The sequence below is a fragment of the Halomonas sp. 328 genome (genome assembly GCF_015645095.1).
Taxonomy (GTDB): Bacteria; Pseudomonadota; Gammaproteobacteria; order Pseudomonadales; family Halomonadaceae; genus Bisbaumannia.
The window spans coordinates 15922-30964 of record NZ_JADOTW010000037.1 but is presented as its reverse complement, the minus strand read 5'-3'; the positions used below and the strand labels follow the sequence as shown (position 1 = coordinate 30964).

Genomic DNA, 15043 nt, shown 5'->3' with positions numbered 1-15043 from the left:
TCGCTGCCGCTGATCGCCCTGATCGCTCACTTCTATGGCGGCCTGCGCAAGCTGAGTACCCGGCGCCCCGGGGTGCACCTGGTGCGTGGCCTCTTCGCCACCGGCACCATGCTTTGCTTCGTCTTCGGCCTGACCCTGCTGCCCCTGGCCGAGACCACCGCCATCGCTTTCGCCGCGCCGCTGTTCGTGACCCTGCTCTCGGTGCCCCTGCTGGGCGAGAAGGTGGGGCGCCTGCCGCTGGTGGCGGCGCTGGTGGGCTTTCTCGGCGTGCTGGTGGTGGTGCGCCCCGGCGGCGCCGGTTTCCAGCCCGGCGCCCTGGTGGTGGTGGGCGCGGCCATCTTCTATGCCCTGCTGATGATCACCGCCCGCCGCTACGGGGTGCGCGAGTACCTCTGGGCCATGGTCTTCTACGTGACCCTGGTGCCCCTGGTGGTTACCGGGGCCCTGTTGCCCTGGGTGTGGCAGGTGCCGGCGCCGCTGCACTGGCTGGGGTTCTTCGCCGCCGGCATCTTCGGCATCGGCGCCATGGCCTGCATCACCCTGGCCTTCCGCCACGCCCCGGCGGCCCTGGCGGCGCCCTTCGACTACACCGGCATGCTCTGGGCGGTGCTGCTGGGCTGGTGGCTGTGGGCCGAGGTGCCGGACGCCTGGGTCTTCGCCGGCTCGGCGCTGATCATCGGCAGCGGCCTGGCCATCGCCTTCCACGAGCGCCGCACCAGCCTGAAGCGCCGCCCCAGCTCCTGACTAGCCGGCGATGGGCAGGCGCTTGCGGCTCAGGACCGTGAGCGCCACCAGCAGGAAGGTGGTGGTCAGGATCGCCACCGTGCTCATGGCCATGCCGACGCCCGGGGAGCCCTGCTCGAACTGGCCGAAGACGAAGGTCGAGACGGTACTCATGCCTGCGGGGGCCACCATCAGCGAGGCCACCAGTTCCCGGGAAGCGATGGCGAAGACCAGCAACATGGCCACCAGCAGGCTGGGGGCCAGGGCCGGCAGCAGGATGCGCCGGAAGGTGGTGAAGAAGCCGGCGCCACAGACACGCCCCGCCGCCTCCAGGTTTTCGCCCATCTGGCGGAAGGCCGCCGAGGCGTAGCGCACCGGGTAGGGCAGCAGCAGGCAAGCGTAGGCCAGCAGCAGCATGGCACCGGTGTTGTAGACCTGGATCGGCCACCAGCTCTGGTTCCAGGCCAGGATCAGCCCCACCGCGACGACGATGCCCGGCAGGGTATTGGGCAGCAGCGACAACAGGTCGAGCAGCCCCTTGCCGCGTACCCGGGCGCGGACCACCAGATACCCGACCAGGGCCCCCAGGACGCCGGTCAGCAAGGCCGCGCCGGTAGCCAGCCCCAGGCTGGTGGAAAGCGCCTGCAGGGCTCCGCCACGATTGGCCAGCAGGGCCTCGAAGTGGCGACCGGAGAGGTTGTCCCAGCTCAGTCCGCCGGAGAGGGTGCCGGTGCTGGCGGTGGCCAGCACCGCCAGCAGGGGGACCCCCACCGAGATCAGCGCCACCAGGGAGAAGAACCCGACGACCGGCCAGCGCCAGGGGCCCAGCTCGATCCGCTCTGCCAGGGCCGGCTTGCCGCTCTGGCTGACGAAGGAGCGGCGGGTGACCAGCCAGTGCTGAAGGTAGAAGGCGGCCATGGCCAGCATCACCAGCAGCAGGGAGAGCACGGCGGCACCGGGGATATCGATGGGCCAGTCGGCGAAGCGCTCGTGAATGCCGGTCACCAGGACCGGATACCCGGCCTGGGCGCCCAGGGTCGCCGGGGTGCCGAACTCCTCGATGGTCAAGGCGAAGACCAGCAGCAGGCTGGCGGCGATGCCGGGGGTGGAGAGTGGCAGGGTAATGCGCCATAGCGCTCGCCAGGGGCCGGCACCGCTGACCCGGCCGGCGGCGGCGTAGCGCCCGCCTACCGCCATCAGGGTGCGCGAGACGGCGAAATAGACCACCGGAAAGACATTGAGCACCATCACCAGCACGATGCCGGTGAAGGAGAAGAGCAAGCCGCTGGCCTCCACACCGATCAGCTGCTGGGCATAGCCCCGGGGCTGCAGGGTCAGCACCCAGGAGAGAGCGGCGATATAGGGCGGGATCATGAAGGGAATCAGGAACAGCAGATCCCAGGTGGCCCCGCCCGGCACTCGCGTCAGGGCACGCAGGGCGCCCAGGGGCACTGCCAGAAAGGCGCTGGCCAGCACTACCGCCACGCCCAGGCGCAGGGTATTGCCGAGCAGGCCCAGCAGCTCCGGGTCCGCCAGCATCGGCAGGAAGCGACTGAAGGGGGCGCTCAGGCTGCCTCGGGTGACCTCGGGGAAGATCGCCTGGAGTACCACATAGTTCAGGGGCAGGCCCACCAGCAGCAGCAGGGCGACGATGGTGGCGAGCATGGCCCAGCGGGCCCCGTCGAGACGGGGCCCACGAAGCGAAAGGCCTGCCATCAGCGATTCACCGAGTCACGAAAGCGCGTCAGGATGGTGTCACGCTGGGCGTTCATGGCGGCGCTGTCCACCTCGATCAGGGTGAGCTCCTCGAGGCCCGGACGTTGGCCAGGGATGTCGCTGCGTGCCGGCATCAGGAAGCGCTCGGCGACCCTTGCCTGGCCCTGCTCGGAGAGCACGAAGTCGACGAATCGCTCCGCCGCCTCGGGGCGCTGCGTGGAGGCCAGGATCATCATCGGCCGGGGGGCGATTACCGTGCCGCTCTCGGGAAAGATCACCTCGATGCTCTCGCCCTCGGCCTGCTGGCCCAGGGCGATATAGTCGACGGCACCGAAGACCACCGAGCGAGCCCCCTGGAGTACCGGGTTCAGGGCCCGGGCGTTGGGGCCGGGGACGATCATGCCGTTATCGTCCAGGGCCTCGATCAACGACCAGGTGGCCTCCTCGCCCAGGGCGGTGAGCAGGCCGGTGACCAGCTCGAAGGCAGCGCCGGACTGCGCCGGGTCGGGCATGGTGACCTGATCCCGGTAGACGGAATCGGTGAGACCGCTCCAGTCGGTGGGCGGTGGCGTCTCGCTCTGGCGGTTCCAGACCAGGGCCAGGGCCGAGATGCCCTGAGCGACATAGTGATCGCTCTTGAGGGCGTCGGGCACGTTCTCGGCGAGGGGGGAGCGGTATTCATGCAGCAGTCCCTGGTCGTGCAGGGCCTCGGCGCTCTCCCAGGAGGCAGAGATCACCACATCCGCCAGGGGGTTGGCCTGCTCCGCCTCCAGGCGCGCCATTACCTGGCCGGTGGTGCTCTGGAAGACATTGACGGGGATCCCGGTCTCGGCGCGAAAGTCGGCGGCCAGGGTCTCGATCAGGGCGCCGGGGCCGGCGGAGTAGACGGTAAGGCTCTCGGCGCTGGCCAGGCTGGGGAGGGCACCCAGGCAGGCCAGGGCAAGCAGGCGACGGGACATGACAGGCTCCATCAGGGGGTTAGAGGCTGGCCAGGGCCAGGTGGTGAGGTTCCAGGGGTAGCGGGGTGCCATCCGGCAGCCAGGCCCGCAGCGCCGTGGTCTCGACGCTCAGCCGGCAGCTGTCGCCCAGGCCGGGAGCCTGGGCGGTGCCGAGCAGCTTGAGGGCCGGGCCTCCGTCCAGAGTCAGGCGCAAGGCCACCTGGTCGCCCTGGAAGAGGCGACCGCTGACCCGGGCCGCCAGCGTGCCCTGGGAGTCGAGTGCCAGGGCGCGTCGCGGCAGCAACAGGGTCAGGGGGCCACGGTAGTGGCCGGCGCGAACCGGCAGGTAATGGCTGCCCAGGCTCAGGCCCTGGGCCTCCAGGCGGGTCTCGATCAGGGTGCCGGCATCCAGGAAGCGCGCCACTTCAGGGGTGGCCGGGTCATGGAAGAGCGTCTCCGGCGAGGCCAGCTGCTGCAGGCGGCCCTGCTGCAGTACCGCCACCCGGTCGGCCAGGGCGTAGGCCTCGTGCTGGTCGTGGGTGACGAAGACGGCGGTGAGACCCAGGCGCTGAATCAGTGCACGAATTTCCAGGGCCAGGGATTCGCGCAGCCCCTTGTCCAGGTTGGATAAGGGCTCGTCCATCAACAGCAGACGAGGACGGGCGACGATGGCCCGGGCCAGGGCGACCCGCTGCTGTTGGCCACCGGAGAGCGAGCCGGGCTGGCGCCTGGCGAAGTCGGTCAGCCCCACCAGCGACAGGGCCCAGGCAACCCGCTCGCGGCGTTCCTGGCGGGAGAGCCCCTGCATCTCCAGGGGAAAGGCGAGGTTCTCCTCCACGCTCATATGCGGCCAGAGGGCATAGTCCTGGAAGACCATGCCCAGTCGCCGCGCTTCGGGGGGACGGTGATGCTCGACACTGGCCACCGTCTCGCCGCCGATGGCGATCCGGCCGCCATCCACCTCGGTCAGGCCGGCGATACAGCGCAGCAGGGTGGTCTTGCCGCAGCCGGAGGGGCCGAGCAGGGCCAGCACATGCCCCGGGGCCAGGTGCAGGTCGATGGCATCCAGGGCGACATGATCCGCGAAGCACTTGCGCAGACCGGCAATGGCGAGGGTGGCGGGGGCGTCGGCCATGGTGAAACTCCCGGAAAAGGCGAGGCCCTTACCCTAGGAGGCTCGGATGACGTTCGCGTGACTCCGTAATGACGAAACGATGACTCAGGGCGCCGGGCCGGCGGCACCGAGGAAGCGCTCCTGCCAGTAGGCGATCTCCAGCGGCACCTGGGTGACGGCGCGGCCGCGCCCCGGGGCATGGATCATCTGGCCGTTGCCCACGTAGATGCCCACATGGGTGGCCTTGCGGCGGTCGCCGAAGAACAGCAGATCGCCGGGGCGCGCCTCGCGCACCGCGGGCAACTGGCGGTACTGGTCGTCGGCGGTGCGCGGCACCGGAATGCCGGCGGCGCGATAGCTGAGCTCCACCAGGCCGGAGCAGTCCAGCCCCCGGGGCGTGTTGCCGCCGAAGCGGTAGGGAGTGCCCAGGGCCTGGCGGGCGCTGGAGAGGATCAATGCCCGTTCCAGGGAGAGGGCCTCGCCGCGGGGGGCGTCGTCGCGCAGGGCCAGGTCGCGGCCGGCGCAACCGCCCAGCAGGGTCAATCCCAGCAGCAGCGTCACCAGGGGAAAAACGCGGGACGGGACGAGGGACATGGCCATTCCTTCCGTGGCGGGGTTGAAAAGCAGTCTAGCCAATCGCATCTGCTTTAGAATCACCCAATTAAACCACAGGGGAAATTCCATGAGCTTCAACGGCGAGCAGCACCCCGGCGTCCAGGCGCCGACCCCGGAGACCGACGGCTTCCGGCTCAACCACACCATGCTCCGCGTCAAGGATCCGGAGAAGGCCCTGGCCTTCTACTCCCGGGTCTTCGGCATGCGGGTCCTGCGCCGGCTCGACTTCGAGGAGCTGCAGTTCTCCCTCTACTTCCTGGCGCGCCTCGAGGAGGACGACCGGGTCCCGGAAGAGACCGGCGAGCGCACCGTCTGGACCTTCTCCCAGAAGGGGCTGCTGGAGCTGACCCACAACTGGGGCACCGAGACCCAGGACGACTTCGCCTACCACAACGGCAACGACCAGCCCCAGGGCTTCGGCCATATCTGCTTCTCGGTACCGGACCTGGACGCCGCCGAGGCCTGGTTCGACGCCAACGGCGTGACCTTCGTCAAGCGCTCCGACCAGGGCAAGATGAAGGACGTGATCTTCGTCAAGGACGTGGACGGCTACTGGATCGAGGTGGTGGAGGCGGCCCGCCTGGCCCAGCTGGGCGCCTGAGCCTCGCTTACCGAACCGCATAAGCAACGGCGCCGCCCTCAGGGGCGGCGCCGTTGTTCATGAGTGCCTCAGTCCTTGGAACTCAGTCCTCCGGCAGGCCGCCCAGCTCCTCGAGCAGGGCCCGGTAGCCGGCCACCTGGTCGGTGAGGGTCTGGGTGACCTCCGCCTCGGGGAGGTAGGTCACCGGCATCAGGATGCGCTCCTCGGTGATCTCGATAAAACGCGGGTCCTCGGTGGCCACCTGGAGGGCCTCGGCGAGGCGCTCGACATGGCTGTCCGGAGTGGCCTGGGGCACCATGGCCACGCGGATCTCGGCGGCATTGATGTCATAGCCGGCCTCCTGCAGGGTCGGGGCGTCGGGGAAGGCCACCAGGCGATCCTCGGCGAGGCTCAGCAGCACCGGCATCTCGCCGGTCTCGGCGTAGCCGGAGTGAGTGCCGCCGCTGTAGCCGAAGTCCACGTCACCGGAGAGGATCAGCGGGGCCATGCCGGCGCCGCCGGCGGTGGGCACGATGCGCAGGTCGAGCCCCTCCTGCTGGGCGATGTACTCGATGATCATGCGATCCAGCGCGGTCTGGGTGGCGTAGCTGGTGCCCGGGTTCTCCTGGGCGTAGGCCACCAGGTCCTCCCAGCTGTCGCCGAAGGGGCGATCCTCGCCGGTGACCAGGGCCGACTGGCCGAGGGTGACGCCGGCGACGTAGCGGAAATCCTCGAGGCCGTAGGTGGTCTCGGTGGAGAGCGGGCCGAAGGTGATGGTCATGGAGGTGCCGAAGACGAAGGTGTAGCCCTCGTCGCGGCTATTGGCGAGGCGGGCCAGGGCCACGCCGCCCCCGGCGCCGGGCTGGTTGACCACATTGACCGGCTGGCCGAGCTCTTCGGTGAGGATGTCGGCCAGCACCCGGGCCTGGATATCGGTGCTGCCGCCAGCGCCCCAGCCGACCACCAGGGTCAGCGGCTTGCTGGGGAAGTCGTCGGCCTGGGCCAGGCCGATGCCGCCGAGGGCCACAGTGGCGGAGAGGATGGCGGTACTGAGCAGGGTCTTGTGCATGGGAAAGCCTCGTTGTTGTGCTTGGGTGAGAGGACGCTAGTCGGCGTGGTTCGTGGTGGCGCGACGCCGGGCGCGATGTCGCCAGCCGCTCCAGCCCAGGTGCAGGGCCATCAGCAGGGTGGCGATGACGAAGACCAGGGCGATGGGGCGTTCGAGCAGAATGCCGATCTCGCCACCGGAGAGAATGATCGACTGGCGCAGGTTCATCTCCAGCATGGGGGTGACGATAAAGGCCACCAGGAAGGTCACGAAGGAGTAGTCGAACTTCTTCAGGAAGTAGCCGAAGAGGGCGAAGACGAAGACGGTGATCAGGCCGAAGGTGCCATAGCCTTGAACCTGGATGCCGGCCAGGCAGAGGAAGATCACCACCGGGATGACGATGTGCGGCGGCACGCTGGTGACCTTGGCGAAGATGCGCAGGCCATACCAGCCCACGGCGAGCATCAGGAGGCTGGCCACGATCATTCCGGAGAAGAGAGTGAAGAGCATCTCCGGGTGGTCGCGGAGCATCAGTGGCCCGACCTGGATGCCGTGGATCATGAAGGCGCCGACCAGCAGGGCCGCCGAGACGCTACCGGGAATGCCCAAGCCGAACAGCGGGATATAGCTGGCCGGGATGACGGCGTTATCGGCGGACTCGGCGGCGGCGATGCCCTTGGGGTTGCCCTTGCCGAAACTCTCCGGATCCTTGTCGCCGCGCTTGGCCAGGCCATAGGCCATGAAGGCGCCCACCGAGGGGCCGAGCCCCGGCAGGGCGCCGACGAAGGCACCGACGCCGGTGCTTCGGAAGATGGTCGGCAGGGTGGTCTTGAACTCCCGGTAGGAGAGGTCGTCGTCGGCCTGATGGCCGAGCTTGATCACGCTGGCGCCCTTGTTGCGGCGGTATTCATCGAGCTGCACGAACATCTCGGCCAGGGCCAGGGTACCGATCACCAGGGGCAGGATCGGCACGCCCTCCATCAGCTCGGCATAGCCGAAGGTGAGGCGCATGGCGCCGGTCTCCGGGTCGAGACCCACGGTGCCGAGGACGATGCCCATGCCGCCGGCGGCGAGCCCCTTGAGGAAGGAGCCGCCGGCCATGCCGGCGATGAAGACGAGGGCGAAGACGAGGATGGCGGCCAGCTCATAGGGGCCGAACTTCAGGGCCACCGAGGCGAAGGGGATGGCCACGGCGATCAGCAGCAGGGTGGCCAGGAGGTCGCCGATCACCGAGGCGAGCAGGCCCACCTTGAGCGCCTTGCGGGGCTTGCCCGAGCTGGCCATGGGGTACCCATCGAGGCAGGTGGCCGCCGAGGAGGGCTCGCCCGGGGTATTGAGGAGGATGGCCGAGACGGCGCTGCCGGCGGCGGTGCCCTTGGAGAGGCCGATCAGGAAGGCGATGGCCGCATAGGCGGACATGTAGAAGGTCAGGGGGATGGCGATGGCGATGGCCACCGCCCGGTTGAGCCCCGGGATCACGCCGACGATATAACCGAGTAGCACGCCGCCGAGGATGACGGCGATGGACTCGTAGTGGAAGGCGGCGGCGAAGGAACCGAGGATGGCGTCGAATCCGATCATCTCAGACCACTCCAATGCGCATCAGGTGGGCGGTCAGGCCATAGAGGCCGGCGGTGGGCAGGGCGGCGGTGAGGGCCACCACGTGCCAGCGGCGTTCGCCGAGGATCAGCAGCAGGCCGGCGATCAGGGCCGGGGCGACCCAGGTGAGCGGGAAGCGATCGATCAGGACGATAAAGGCCAACACATAGAGGAAGGGCCAGGTCTGATGCCAGAGGTGATCGAGGCCGGGCAGGGCGATGAAGGGTTCGCCATCGCGCCGGAGGACGATGGCGCTGACGAGGGTGAGCGCCAGGGCGCAGGCGAGCATCAACCAGGCGCCGAGGGTGGCCAGCAGCTGGGGCGGCAGGCCGAAGGAGAAGCCTCCGCCGCCATAGGTGGGGATGACCCAGGTCAGCAGCAGGAGTGCCACGGCGCTGACGCCGAGGCCGGACCAGAAGTTCTTGCGTGTCATTGTATAGCCTTCGGTCATTATTCTTGATGTGTACCGAGTCGACAGGCGTCGATGGCCCATTGAAGCAGGTGGGGAATGGCCTGGGATTTGACGCTTCGCTGCACTCCAGTGCACTATCCGCCCAGGTAAGTGCATCAGACTGCATCACTCACGCCCGGGTAGCGAGGCCCCCATGCATGACGATTTCGTCGCCAATCTGCGCCTGCTGTGCGGTTACTACCCGTCCATCGCCGAGGTATGCCGACGCCTGGAGATGAACCGGGCCCAGTTCAACCGCTACCTCAATGGGCGTTATCGACCGCGTCATGCCGCGATGCAGCGCATCTGCGCCTTCTTCGGCGTGGAAGAGCACGAGCTTGGCCTACCCCATGAGGACTTCCGCCGCCTGGTACAGACGGGCAAGGGGCCCGTGGTGGCGGCCGGGTTCGGCTGGCCGGACGAGCTGCTGCAGCGGGGGCGCCACGGCATGGCGCGTTACCTGGGGCGCTACTTCGAGTACTACCACTCGATGTCGCGGCCGGGGCACCTGATTCGGACCCTGGTGTGCCTGGAGGAGCGGGGGAACGGCATCGTCTATCAGCGCACCGAGCGCATGCAGACACCGGCCAGCCCGCGCCCCTGCCACAATCGTTATATGGGAGTGGCCGTCAAGCTGGCCGACCGACTCTTCCTCACCGACTACGAGACTCTGAACGGTCATGAGTTGACCCAGACTATCCTCTTCCCGAGTTTCCAGAGCCAGGTCACGCGGCTCTCCGGGCTCAAGCTGGGCGTGGCCGACAACAGCGAGCGGATGCCCTGCTGCGTGCGGGTACTCTATGAGCGTCTCGATGAGCAGGTAGGAGTGCGCCAGGCCCTGATGCAGTGTGGGCTGATTGCCCTCGATACGCCGGGCCTGGATGCGGAGCTGCTGGAGGCGGTGCGCAACGACATGGTACCGGGGGAAGTGCACTTCCGGGCGCGGCACTGAGGATCGGCTCCTGCGCTAAGCGCCACCGAACCGCACAAGCAACGGCGCCGCCCTCAGGGGCGGCGCCGTTGTGTTGGTGGCTTGTCTCGCGGGTTGGCTTAGGCGAAGCGCGGGTGGATCACTCCCTTGCCGCCGCCGAGGCCGGCCTGCACCAGCAGGGCCAGGGTCCAGAAGGCCGGGAACTCCCAGCCGCCACCCGGGTTGGAGAAGAGCCAGCCGTTGGCCAGGTGGGGCACGGTGGCGCCGATCAGCAGCGGCACCAGGGCCAGGCTCACCCAGCGGGTGTAGATGCCCAGGATCAGGGCCAGGCCGCCACCCACCTCGGCGAGGATGGTCAGGTAGGCGAAGATGGCCGGCAGGCCCAGGGAGTCGAAGTAGGCCACGGTGCCGGGGATGGTGAAGACGAAGATCTTCAACAGGCCGTGGGCCAGGGTCATGACACCCAGGGAGAGACGCAGCAGGGTAGTGGCGTAGGCTTGCATGGTGAGTTCCTCTTGGACGTTGTCAGGGAATGCTCGCAGTCTACTGGTATTCTTTGAGTTGATAATCACCAATATAGGAAGCTGACCATTTCCTTTCGGTGAATAGTTGGGGCGGGCCATAAAAAAGGCGCTGCCGAAGCAGCGCCCAATCCAGCCAAACGTGTCGTCGATCAGTGGCTATGGCCGTGGCCATGATCGTGGTGGTCGTGGTCGTGGTCGTGGTGGTGGTCGTGGTCGTGGTCGTGGTCGTGACCGTGGCTATGGTCGTGACCATGATCCTGATGGCCCGGCTCGGCCAGGGCCGCATGCAGCACCTGGGCGTTATGGCGCATCATGCCCAGGTAGGTGCGGGCCTCGCCCTCGGCGGCCAGGGCATCGGCGTAGAGGGTACCGGCGACGGGCAGGCCGGTCTCCTCGGCGAGCTGGTTGATCACCGCCGGACTGGTCATGTTCTCGTGGAAGAGGGCGCGTACGTTCTGCTCGCGGATCACGTCGATCAGCCGGGCCATATCGGCGGCGGAGGGCTCGGCCTCGGTGGAGAGGCCCACCGGCGACAGGAAACGCAGCCCATAGGCATTGGCGAAGTAGCCGAAGGAGTCGTGACCGGTGATCACGCTGCTGGCGGCGGGAATCTCGCCCAGCAGCTCACGGATCTCGGCGTCGGTGGCCTCGATCTCGTTGATATAGCGCTCGGCATTGGCGCGGTAGGCCGATTCGTTGGCCGGGTCGGCCTCGATCAGGCCATCGAGGATATTGCCCACATAGACCCTGGCCATGGCCAGGTCCTGCCAGGCATGGGGATCATAGTCGCCATGGGCATGGTCGTCATGGCCATCGTCGTCGTGGCCGTGCCCGTGGTCGTCATGGCCGTGCCCATGGTCGTCATGGCCATGCCCGTGGTCGTCGTGGCCGTGCCCGTGGTCGTCGTGGCCGTGCCCGTGGTCGTCATGGCCGTGATCGTGGTCGTCATGGCCGTGATCGTCATGACCATGCGCATGCCCGTGATCGTGGCCATGGTAATCCAGCTTGTCGATGCCATCGGTAGTGGTGACCAGGGCGCCGGCATAGTCGCTGGCGTCGATCAGCCGCTCCATCCAGCCTTCGAACAGCAGGCCATTGAAGACCACCAGGTCGGCGTCGGCGATGGCGCGGGCATCCCGGGGGCTGGGCGAGTAGACGTGAGCATCGCTGTCTGGGCCCACCAGGGAGTGCACTTCGACATGCTCGCCGCCGACGTTCTCCACCATGTCGGCCAGGATACTGAAGCTGGTCACCACCGCCAGGCGGTCGTCGGCGTAGAGAGGCGCGGTGGCCAGGGTGCCGGCGGCACCCAGCAGCATTCCAAGGGCAAGGGGCTTGCGCATTTCTAGCTTCCTCGTGTTGATGTTCGAGAGGCGGGCCTAAGTGGCCTCGCCGGTTTCCAGGGGGGCGGCTCGCCGCCGGTACTTGGCCAACAGGCTATGGTGGCGTCCCAGCAGGGCGGAGAACACATAGCCGGCGCCGGCCAGCAGGATGATGGCGGGCCCCGAGGGGATGCTCAGGTGGTACGACAGCAGCAGGCCGCCGCTGCTGGCCAGCATGGCCCAGGCCACGGCGATGCCGATCAGGCCTTCCAGGCGCTTGCTCCAGAAGCGCGCCGTGGTAGCCGGCAGCATCATCAGGCCCACCGCCATCAGGGTGCCCAGGGTCTGGAAGCCGGCGGTCAGGTTGAGCACCAGCAGGCCCAGGAAGAGGCCATGCACCAGGCCGCTGCGCATGCCCTGGCCGCGCAGGAACAGCGGGTCCAGGCACTCCACCACCAGGGCGCGGAACAGCCAGGCCATGGTCAGCACGATGACGCTGCTGATGGCGGTGATCAGCACCAGGGCCTGGGTATTGACCGCCAGGATGGAGCCGAACAGCACATGGGTGAGGTCGACGCTGCTGCCCCCCAGGGAGACCAGCATCACCCCGGCGGCCAGCGAGATCAGGAAGAAGCTGGCCATGGCCGAGTCCTCCCGGTGACCGGTCATCTGCGAGACGCTGCCCGCCAGGGTCGCCACCAGCAGGCCGGAGAGGATGCCGCCCAGGCTCATCGCCGGCAGCGAGAAGCCCGCCAGCAGGAAGCCCAGGGCCACTCCCGGCAGGATGGCGTGGGCCATGGCATCGCCGATCAGGCTCATGCCGCGCATCATCAGGAAGACCCCCAGGGGCGGGGCGGCCAGGGAGAGCGCCAGGCCGGCCACGAAGGCACGCTTCATGAAGCCGTAATCGAAGGGCGCGATCAGCCACTCATGCAGGAGCTCTAGCATGCCTGCACCCCCGGAATGCCCAGGGAGAGCGGCGTGACCCGCTCGGCCTGCCCGCCGGCGACCGCTTCCACCGTGGTCCAGCGAGCATGGCCGCCGCCCAGTACCACCACCTCATCGGCCAGCCGCGACAGCTGCTCCATGTCGTGGAGCACCACGATGATGGTGGCGCCGGCATCGGCCATCTCGCGCAGCACCCGCATGATCACGCCGACGGTCTCGGCGTCGACGTTGGCGAAGGGCTCGTCGAGCAGCAGCAGCTCGGCCTCCTGCATCAGGGTGCGACCGATCAAGGCGCGCTGGCGCTGGCCGCCGGAGAGCTCGCCCAGGGGGCGGTGGGCCAGGTGGGAGATGCCCAGCCGGCTCATCACCTCGCGCCCCTTGCGGTAGTGGTTCTTGCAGTAACCCTTGAGCGCCCCGTGGCTGGGCCAGCTGCCGGTCATCACCAGCTCCTCGACGCTCATCGGGAAGGTCAGGTCCAGGGCCAGCTGCTGGGGCAGCCAGGCGCGGCGCTCCTTGGGCACCGTGCACTCGACCTGGCCGGCGATGGGCGCCAGCAGCCCCATGATGCCCTGGATCAGGGTGCTCTTGCCGGCGCCGTTGGCGCCGATCAGGGCGGTGATGGCGCCGTCGCGAAAGCGCCCCGTCACGCCCTCGAGGACGGTGCGCTTGGCCTGGGCCAGGCTCAGGTCGTGCAGCCGCAACCGGCTGGCGGCGTCATCCACCATCAGCCCCCCCATCCCGCGGCCCAGGCGACCGTCAGCCACAGCACCGCCAGCGGCACGGCCGCCAGCAGCAGCCGGCGCCCGGCGGAGAGCGACATCAAGGAGAAGTGGCACGGCCCTTCCTGGCGGTGCCGATGTGAGCGGTGTGCCATGCTGCGGCCCTCTCAACCGAAAAGCGTAGATATAACATAACAAGAAAGCCGCGAATGATGACACGGCTTGCGGCGATTTGCACCGGGTCCGCGTCCCGGAACCGTCCGGTAGCGAGAATTGTGCACGGGCTGGTCGCCGCCGGCGGCCTCATGGCGTCACCTCCCGGCGTCGTTGCGACCCCCAGCGCGCCAGCCAGCCGCCCTTGGGCCCCACCAGGACCGATACCAGATAGCCGGCACCGGCCAGCAGCACGATGCTGGGGCCCGCCGGCAGGGAGAGGTGATAGGAGGCGAGCAGCCCCGCCAGGCTCGACACCAGGGCCCAGCCGATGGCAATGACGATCATGCCCTCCAGGCGCTGGCTCCAGAAGCGTGCCGTGGCCGCCGGCAACAGCATCAGACCCGCCGCCATCAGGGTGCCCAGGGCCTGGAAGCCGATCACCAGGCTGATGACCACCAGGCCCAGGAAGAGCGCCTGGATCCCGCCGGCGTGTCGCCCCTGCTGGGTCAGGAAATGGGGATCGAGGCACTCCACCACCAGCGCCCGGAAGGCCACGGCCAGCACCGCCAGCACCAGGCTACCGGCCGTGGCCACCAAGAGCAGCGTCTGGCGATCCACGGCGAGGATCGAGCCGAACAGCACATGCCCCAGATCCAGGGCATTGCCGGAGAGCGAAATGCCCATCACCCCCGCGGCCATGGCCACCAGGAAGAGGCTCGCCATGGCCGCGTCCTCCTTCAGGCCGGCCACCAGGGAGACGCCCCCCGCCAGCAAGACCGTGATCAGTCCCGCCGCCACGCCGCCCAGCATCATCAGCGGCAGCGAGAAGCCCGCCAGCACGAAGGCCAGGGCCACCCCCGGCAGGATGGCGTGGGAGAGCGCCTCGCCCATCAGGCTCATGCCGCGCAGCGTCAGCAGCACGCCGATAACCGGCATGGTCAGGGCCAGCACCACGCAGGCCGCCAGGGCCCGGCGCATAAAGGCATAGTCGAAGGGAGCGATCAGCCACCCGAGCAGGAAATCCAGCATGAGTCTGCCTCCAGTTTTGATATGTTATATCATAATTTTTCCAAGCGAAGCCATGCCCTTCCGGGGGCCCGGCCGAGGGAGTGTGCAGGCGGTCGGCAGAGTGGCTAGTCTGGTAGGGAGGCCTCGTTCGAGGAGGCCCAGACCCAGAAGCGACGCCGGGCCTGACGGCTCAAGGAGTCTTCCGATGCCTTGCGAGAAGCATCCCCAGCACGATCACGAGCACGGCCCCAACTGCGGCCATACCGCCATCGAGCATCAGGGGCATGTGGACTACCTGCATGATGGCCACCTGCATCACCCCCATGAGGACCACGTGGACGAGCATGTGATCGAGGTGAGCGACGCCAACCCCGATCGCTGCACGCCCGCCCACCAGTGTCAGGGCCATGCCCCCGATCATGTGCATGGCCCCGGCTGCGGCCACGAACCGGTGCCCCATGGCGATCACGTGGATTACCTGGTCGATGGCCACCTGCATCACCCCCATGGCGATCACTGCGATGATCATGGCCCCATCAAGGTGCTCTGAGTGTCGGCGGCCAGCATTTCGCCACCCGTAACCAAATTGTCATAAAGGCAGGCTACCTTGCCGGCACTGACATGATTCTGTCATACCAGTGTCACAACGAC

17 protein-coding genes are annotated in these 15043 nt (G+C 68.0%); 4 read left to right on the top strand and 13 right to left on the bottom strand.

Annotated elements, in window-relative coordinates:
• A partial coding sequence (locus tag IHD13_RS16045) for a DMT family transporter (protein ID WP_195862043.1) occupies positions 1-744 on the top strand: 744 nt, incomplete at its 5' end.
• Here IHD13_RS16045 and IHD13_RS16040 read toward each other — a convergent pair.
• From IHD13_RS16040 to IHD13_RS16025, 4 genes are all read right to left on the bottom strand, one after another.
• The gene (locus IHD13_RS16040) at positions 745-2439 is read right to left on the bottom strand and encodes an ABC transporter permease (RefSeq protein WP_195862042.1); all 1695 of its coding nucleotides are present in this window, start codon (positions 2437-2439) and stop codon (positions 745-747) included. It lies immediately after the preceding gene.
• Positions 2439-3398 carry an ABC transporter substrate-binding protein gene (locus tag IHD13_RS16035; protein ID WP_230086377.1) on the bottom strand — a complete coding sequence of 320 codons (960 nt, stop codon included), beginning with the start codon at positions 3396-3398 and terminating at the stop codon, positions 2439-2441. The genes IHD13_RS16040 and IHD13_RS16035 overlap by 1 nt, the downstream gene beginning before the upstream one ends.
• Before the next feature lie 19 nt (positions 3399-3417).
• On the bottom strand, positions 3418-4512 hold the full coding sequence (locus tag IHD13_RS16030; protein WP_195862041.1) for an ABC transporter ATP-binding protein: 1095 nt from the start codon (positions 4510-4512) through the stop codon (positions 3418-3420).
• 84 nt (positions 4513-4596) lie between these two features.
• On the bottom strand, positions 4597-5085 hold the full coding sequence (locus tag IHD13_RS16025) for a C40 family peptidase (RefSeq protein ID WP_195862040.1): 489 nt from the start codon (positions 5083-5085) through the stop codon (positions 4597-4599).
• Between the two features lie 88 nt (positions 5086-5173).
• Between IHD13_RS16025 and gloA the strand changes: the two genes are divergently transcribed.
• The gene (gene gloA / locus IHD13_RS16020; protein ID WP_195862039.1) at positions 5174-5707 is read left to right on the top strand and encodes a lactoylglutathione lyase; all 534 of its coding nucleotides are present in this window, start codon (positions 5174-5176) and stop codon (positions 5705-5707) included.
• Between the two features lie 82 nt (positions 5708-5789).
• Here gloA and IHD13_RS16015 read toward each other — a convergent pair whose 3' ends face one another.
• The 3 genes from IHD13_RS16015 to IHD13_RS16005 are packed head-to-tail and all read right to left on the bottom strand — an operon-like array spanning position 5790 to position 8766.
• Positions 5790-6755 carry a Bug family tripartite tricarboxylate transporter substrate binding protein gene (locus IHD13_RS16015; RefSeq protein ID WP_195862038.1) on the bottom strand — a complete coding sequence of 322 codons (966 nt, stop codon included), beginning with the start codon at positions 6753-6755 and terminating at the stop codon, positions 5790-5792.
• A 36-nt stretch (positions 6756-6791) separates the two neighbouring features.
• Positions 6792-8315: a tripartite tricarboxylate transporter permease gene (locus tag IHD13_RS16010; protein ID WP_195862037.1), complete on the bottom strand. Its 1524-nt coding sequence runs from the start codon at positions 8313-8315 to the stop codon at positions 6792-6794.
• Between the two features lies 1 nt (position 8316).
• The gene (locus tag IHD13_RS16005; protein WP_230086376.1) at positions 8317-8766 is read right to left on the bottom strand and encodes a hypothetical protein; all 450 of its coding nucleotides are present in this window, start codon (positions 8764-8766) and stop codon (positions 8317-8319) included.
• Between the two features lie 172 nt (positions 8767-8938).
• Between IHD13_RS16005 and IHD13_RS16000 the strand changes: the two genes are divergently transcribed.
• A complete protein-coding gene (locus IHD13_RS16000) occupies positions 8939-9736 on the top strand; it encodes a helix-turn-helix domain-containing protein (protein WP_195862035.1) in 798 nt (265 codons plus the stop codon).
• Between the two features lie 98 nt (positions 9737-9834).
• Here the strand turns inward: IHD13_RS16000 and IHD13_RS15995 are convergent, their stop codons facing one another.
• From IHD13_RS15995 to IHD13_RS15970, 6 genes are all read right to left on the bottom strand, one after another.
• Positions 9835-10218 (bottom strand): DoxX family protein, encoded by a 384-nt coding sequence (locus tag IHD13_RS15995; protein ID WP_195862034.1) that lies wholly within the window; start codon positions 10216-10218, stop codon positions 9835-9837.
• A gap of 170 nt (positions 10219-10388) precedes the next feature.
• Positions 10389-11582 (bottom strand): metal ABC transporter solute-binding protein, Zn/Mn family, encoded by a 1194-nt coding sequence (locus IHD13_RS15990; protein WP_195862033.1) that lies wholly within the window; start codon positions 11580-11582, stop codon positions 10389-10391.
• 36 nt (positions 11583-11618) lie between these two features.
• Positions 11619-12509: a metal ABC transporter permease gene (locus IHD13_RS15985; protein WP_195862032.1), complete on the bottom strand. Its 891-nt coding sequence runs from the start codon at positions 12507-12509 to the stop codon at positions 11619-11621.
• Positions 12503-13234: a metal ABC transporter ATP-binding protein gene (locus IHD13_RS15980; RefSeq protein WP_195862031.1), complete on the bottom strand. Its 732-nt coding sequence runs from the start codon at positions 13232-13234 to the stop codon at positions 12503-12505. Before IHD13_RS15980 ends, IHD13_RS15985 begins: the two co-directional genes overlap by 7 nt.
• Positions 13234-13383 (bottom strand): hypothetical protein, encoded by a 150-nt coding sequence (locus tag IHD13_RS15975; RefSeq protein ID WP_195862030.1) that lies wholly within the window; start codon positions 13381-13383, stop codon positions 13234-13236. The genes IHD13_RS15980 and IHD13_RS15975 overlap by 1 nt, the downstream gene beginning before the upstream one ends.
• A 148-nt stretch (positions 13384-13531) precedes the next feature.
• Positions 13532-14413 carry a metal ABC transporter permease gene (locus IHD13_RS15970; protein ID WP_195862029.1) on the bottom strand — a complete coding sequence of 294 codons (882 nt, stop codon included), beginning with the start codon at positions 14411-14413 and terminating at the stop codon, positions 13532-13534.
• A 184-nt stretch (positions 14414-14597) separates the two neighbouring features.
• Here IHD13_RS15970 and IHD13_RS15965 point away from each other — a divergent pair, with 184 nt between their 5' ends.
• A complete protein-coding gene (locus IHD13_RS15965) occupies positions 14598-14942 on the top strand; it encodes a hypothetical protein (RefSeq protein ID WP_195862028.1) in 345 nt (114 codons plus the stop codon).
• Positions 14943-15043 lie beyond the last annotated feature (101 nt).

Excerpts from the sequence above, each read along its gene's own strand:
- IHD13_RS15980 (WP_195862031.1), bottom strand. The coding sequence starts at position 13,234 with ATGGTGGATGACGCCGCCAGCCGGTTGCGGCTGCACGACCTGAGCCTG.
- IHD13_RS16010 (WP_195862037.1), bottom strand. The coding sequence starts at position 8,315 with ATGATCGGATTCGACGCCATCCTCGGTTCCTTCGCCGCCGCCTTCCAC.
- IHD13_RS16030 (WP_195862041.1), bottom strand. The coding sequence starts at position 4,512 with ATGGCCGACGCCCCCGCCACCCTCGCCATTGCCGGTCTGCGCAAGTGC.
- IHD13_RS16000 (WP_195862035.1), top strand. The coding sequence starts at position 8,939 with ATGCATGACGATTTCGTCGCCAATCTGCGCCTGCTGTGCGGTTACTAC.
- IHD13_RS15990 (WP_195862033.1), bottom strand. The coding sequence starts at position 11,582 with ATGCGCAAGCCCCTTGCCCTTGGAATGCTGCTGGGTGCCGCCGGCACC.
- IHD13_RS16035 (WP_230086377.1), bottom strand. The coding sequence starts at position 3,398 with ATGTCCCGTCGCCTGCTTGCCCTGGCCTGCCTGGGTGCCCTCCCCAGC.
- IHD13_RS15985 (WP_195862032.1), bottom strand. The coding sequence starts at position 12,509 with ATGCTAGAGCTCCTGCATGAGTGGCTGATCGCGCCCTTCGATTACGGC.
- IHD13_RS16025 (WP_195862040.1), bottom strand. The coding sequence starts at position 5,085 with ATGTCCCTCGTCCCGTCCCGCGTTTTTCCCCTGGTGACGCTGCTGCTG.
- IHD13_RS15970 (WP_195862029.1), bottom strand. The coding sequence starts at position 14,413 with ATGCTGGATTTCCTGCTCGGGTGGCTGATCGCTCCCTTCGACTATGCC.
- IHD13_RS15995 (WP_195862034.1), bottom strand. The coding sequence starts at position 10,218 with ATGCAAGCCTACGCCACTACCCTGCTGCGTCTCTCCCTGGGTGTCATG.
- gloA (WP_195862039.1), top strand. The coding sequence starts at position 5,174 with ATGAGCTTCAACGGCGAGCAGCACCCCGGCGTCCAGGCGCCGACCCCG.
- IHD13_RS16040 (WP_195862042.1), bottom strand. The coding sequence starts at position 2,439 with ATGGCAGGCCTTTCGCTTCGTGGGCCCCGTCTCGACGGGGCCCGCTGG.
- IHD13_RS15975 (WP_195862030.1), bottom strand. The coding sequence starts at position 13,383 with ATGGCACACCGCTCACATCGGCACCGCCAGGAAGGGCCGTGCCACTTC.
- IHD13_RS15965 (WP_195862028.1), top strand. The coding sequence starts at position 14,598 with ATGCCTTGCGAGAAGCATCCCCAGCACGATCACGAGCACGGCCCCAAC.
- IHD13_RS16005 (WP_230086376.1), bottom strand. The coding sequence starts at position 8,766 with ATGACACGCAAGAACTTCTGGTCCGGCCTCGGCGTCAGCGCCGTGGCA.
- IHD13_RS16015 (WP_195862038.1), bottom strand. The coding sequence starts at position 6,755 with ATGCACAAGACCCTGCTCAGTACCGCCATCCTCTCCGCCACTGTGGCC.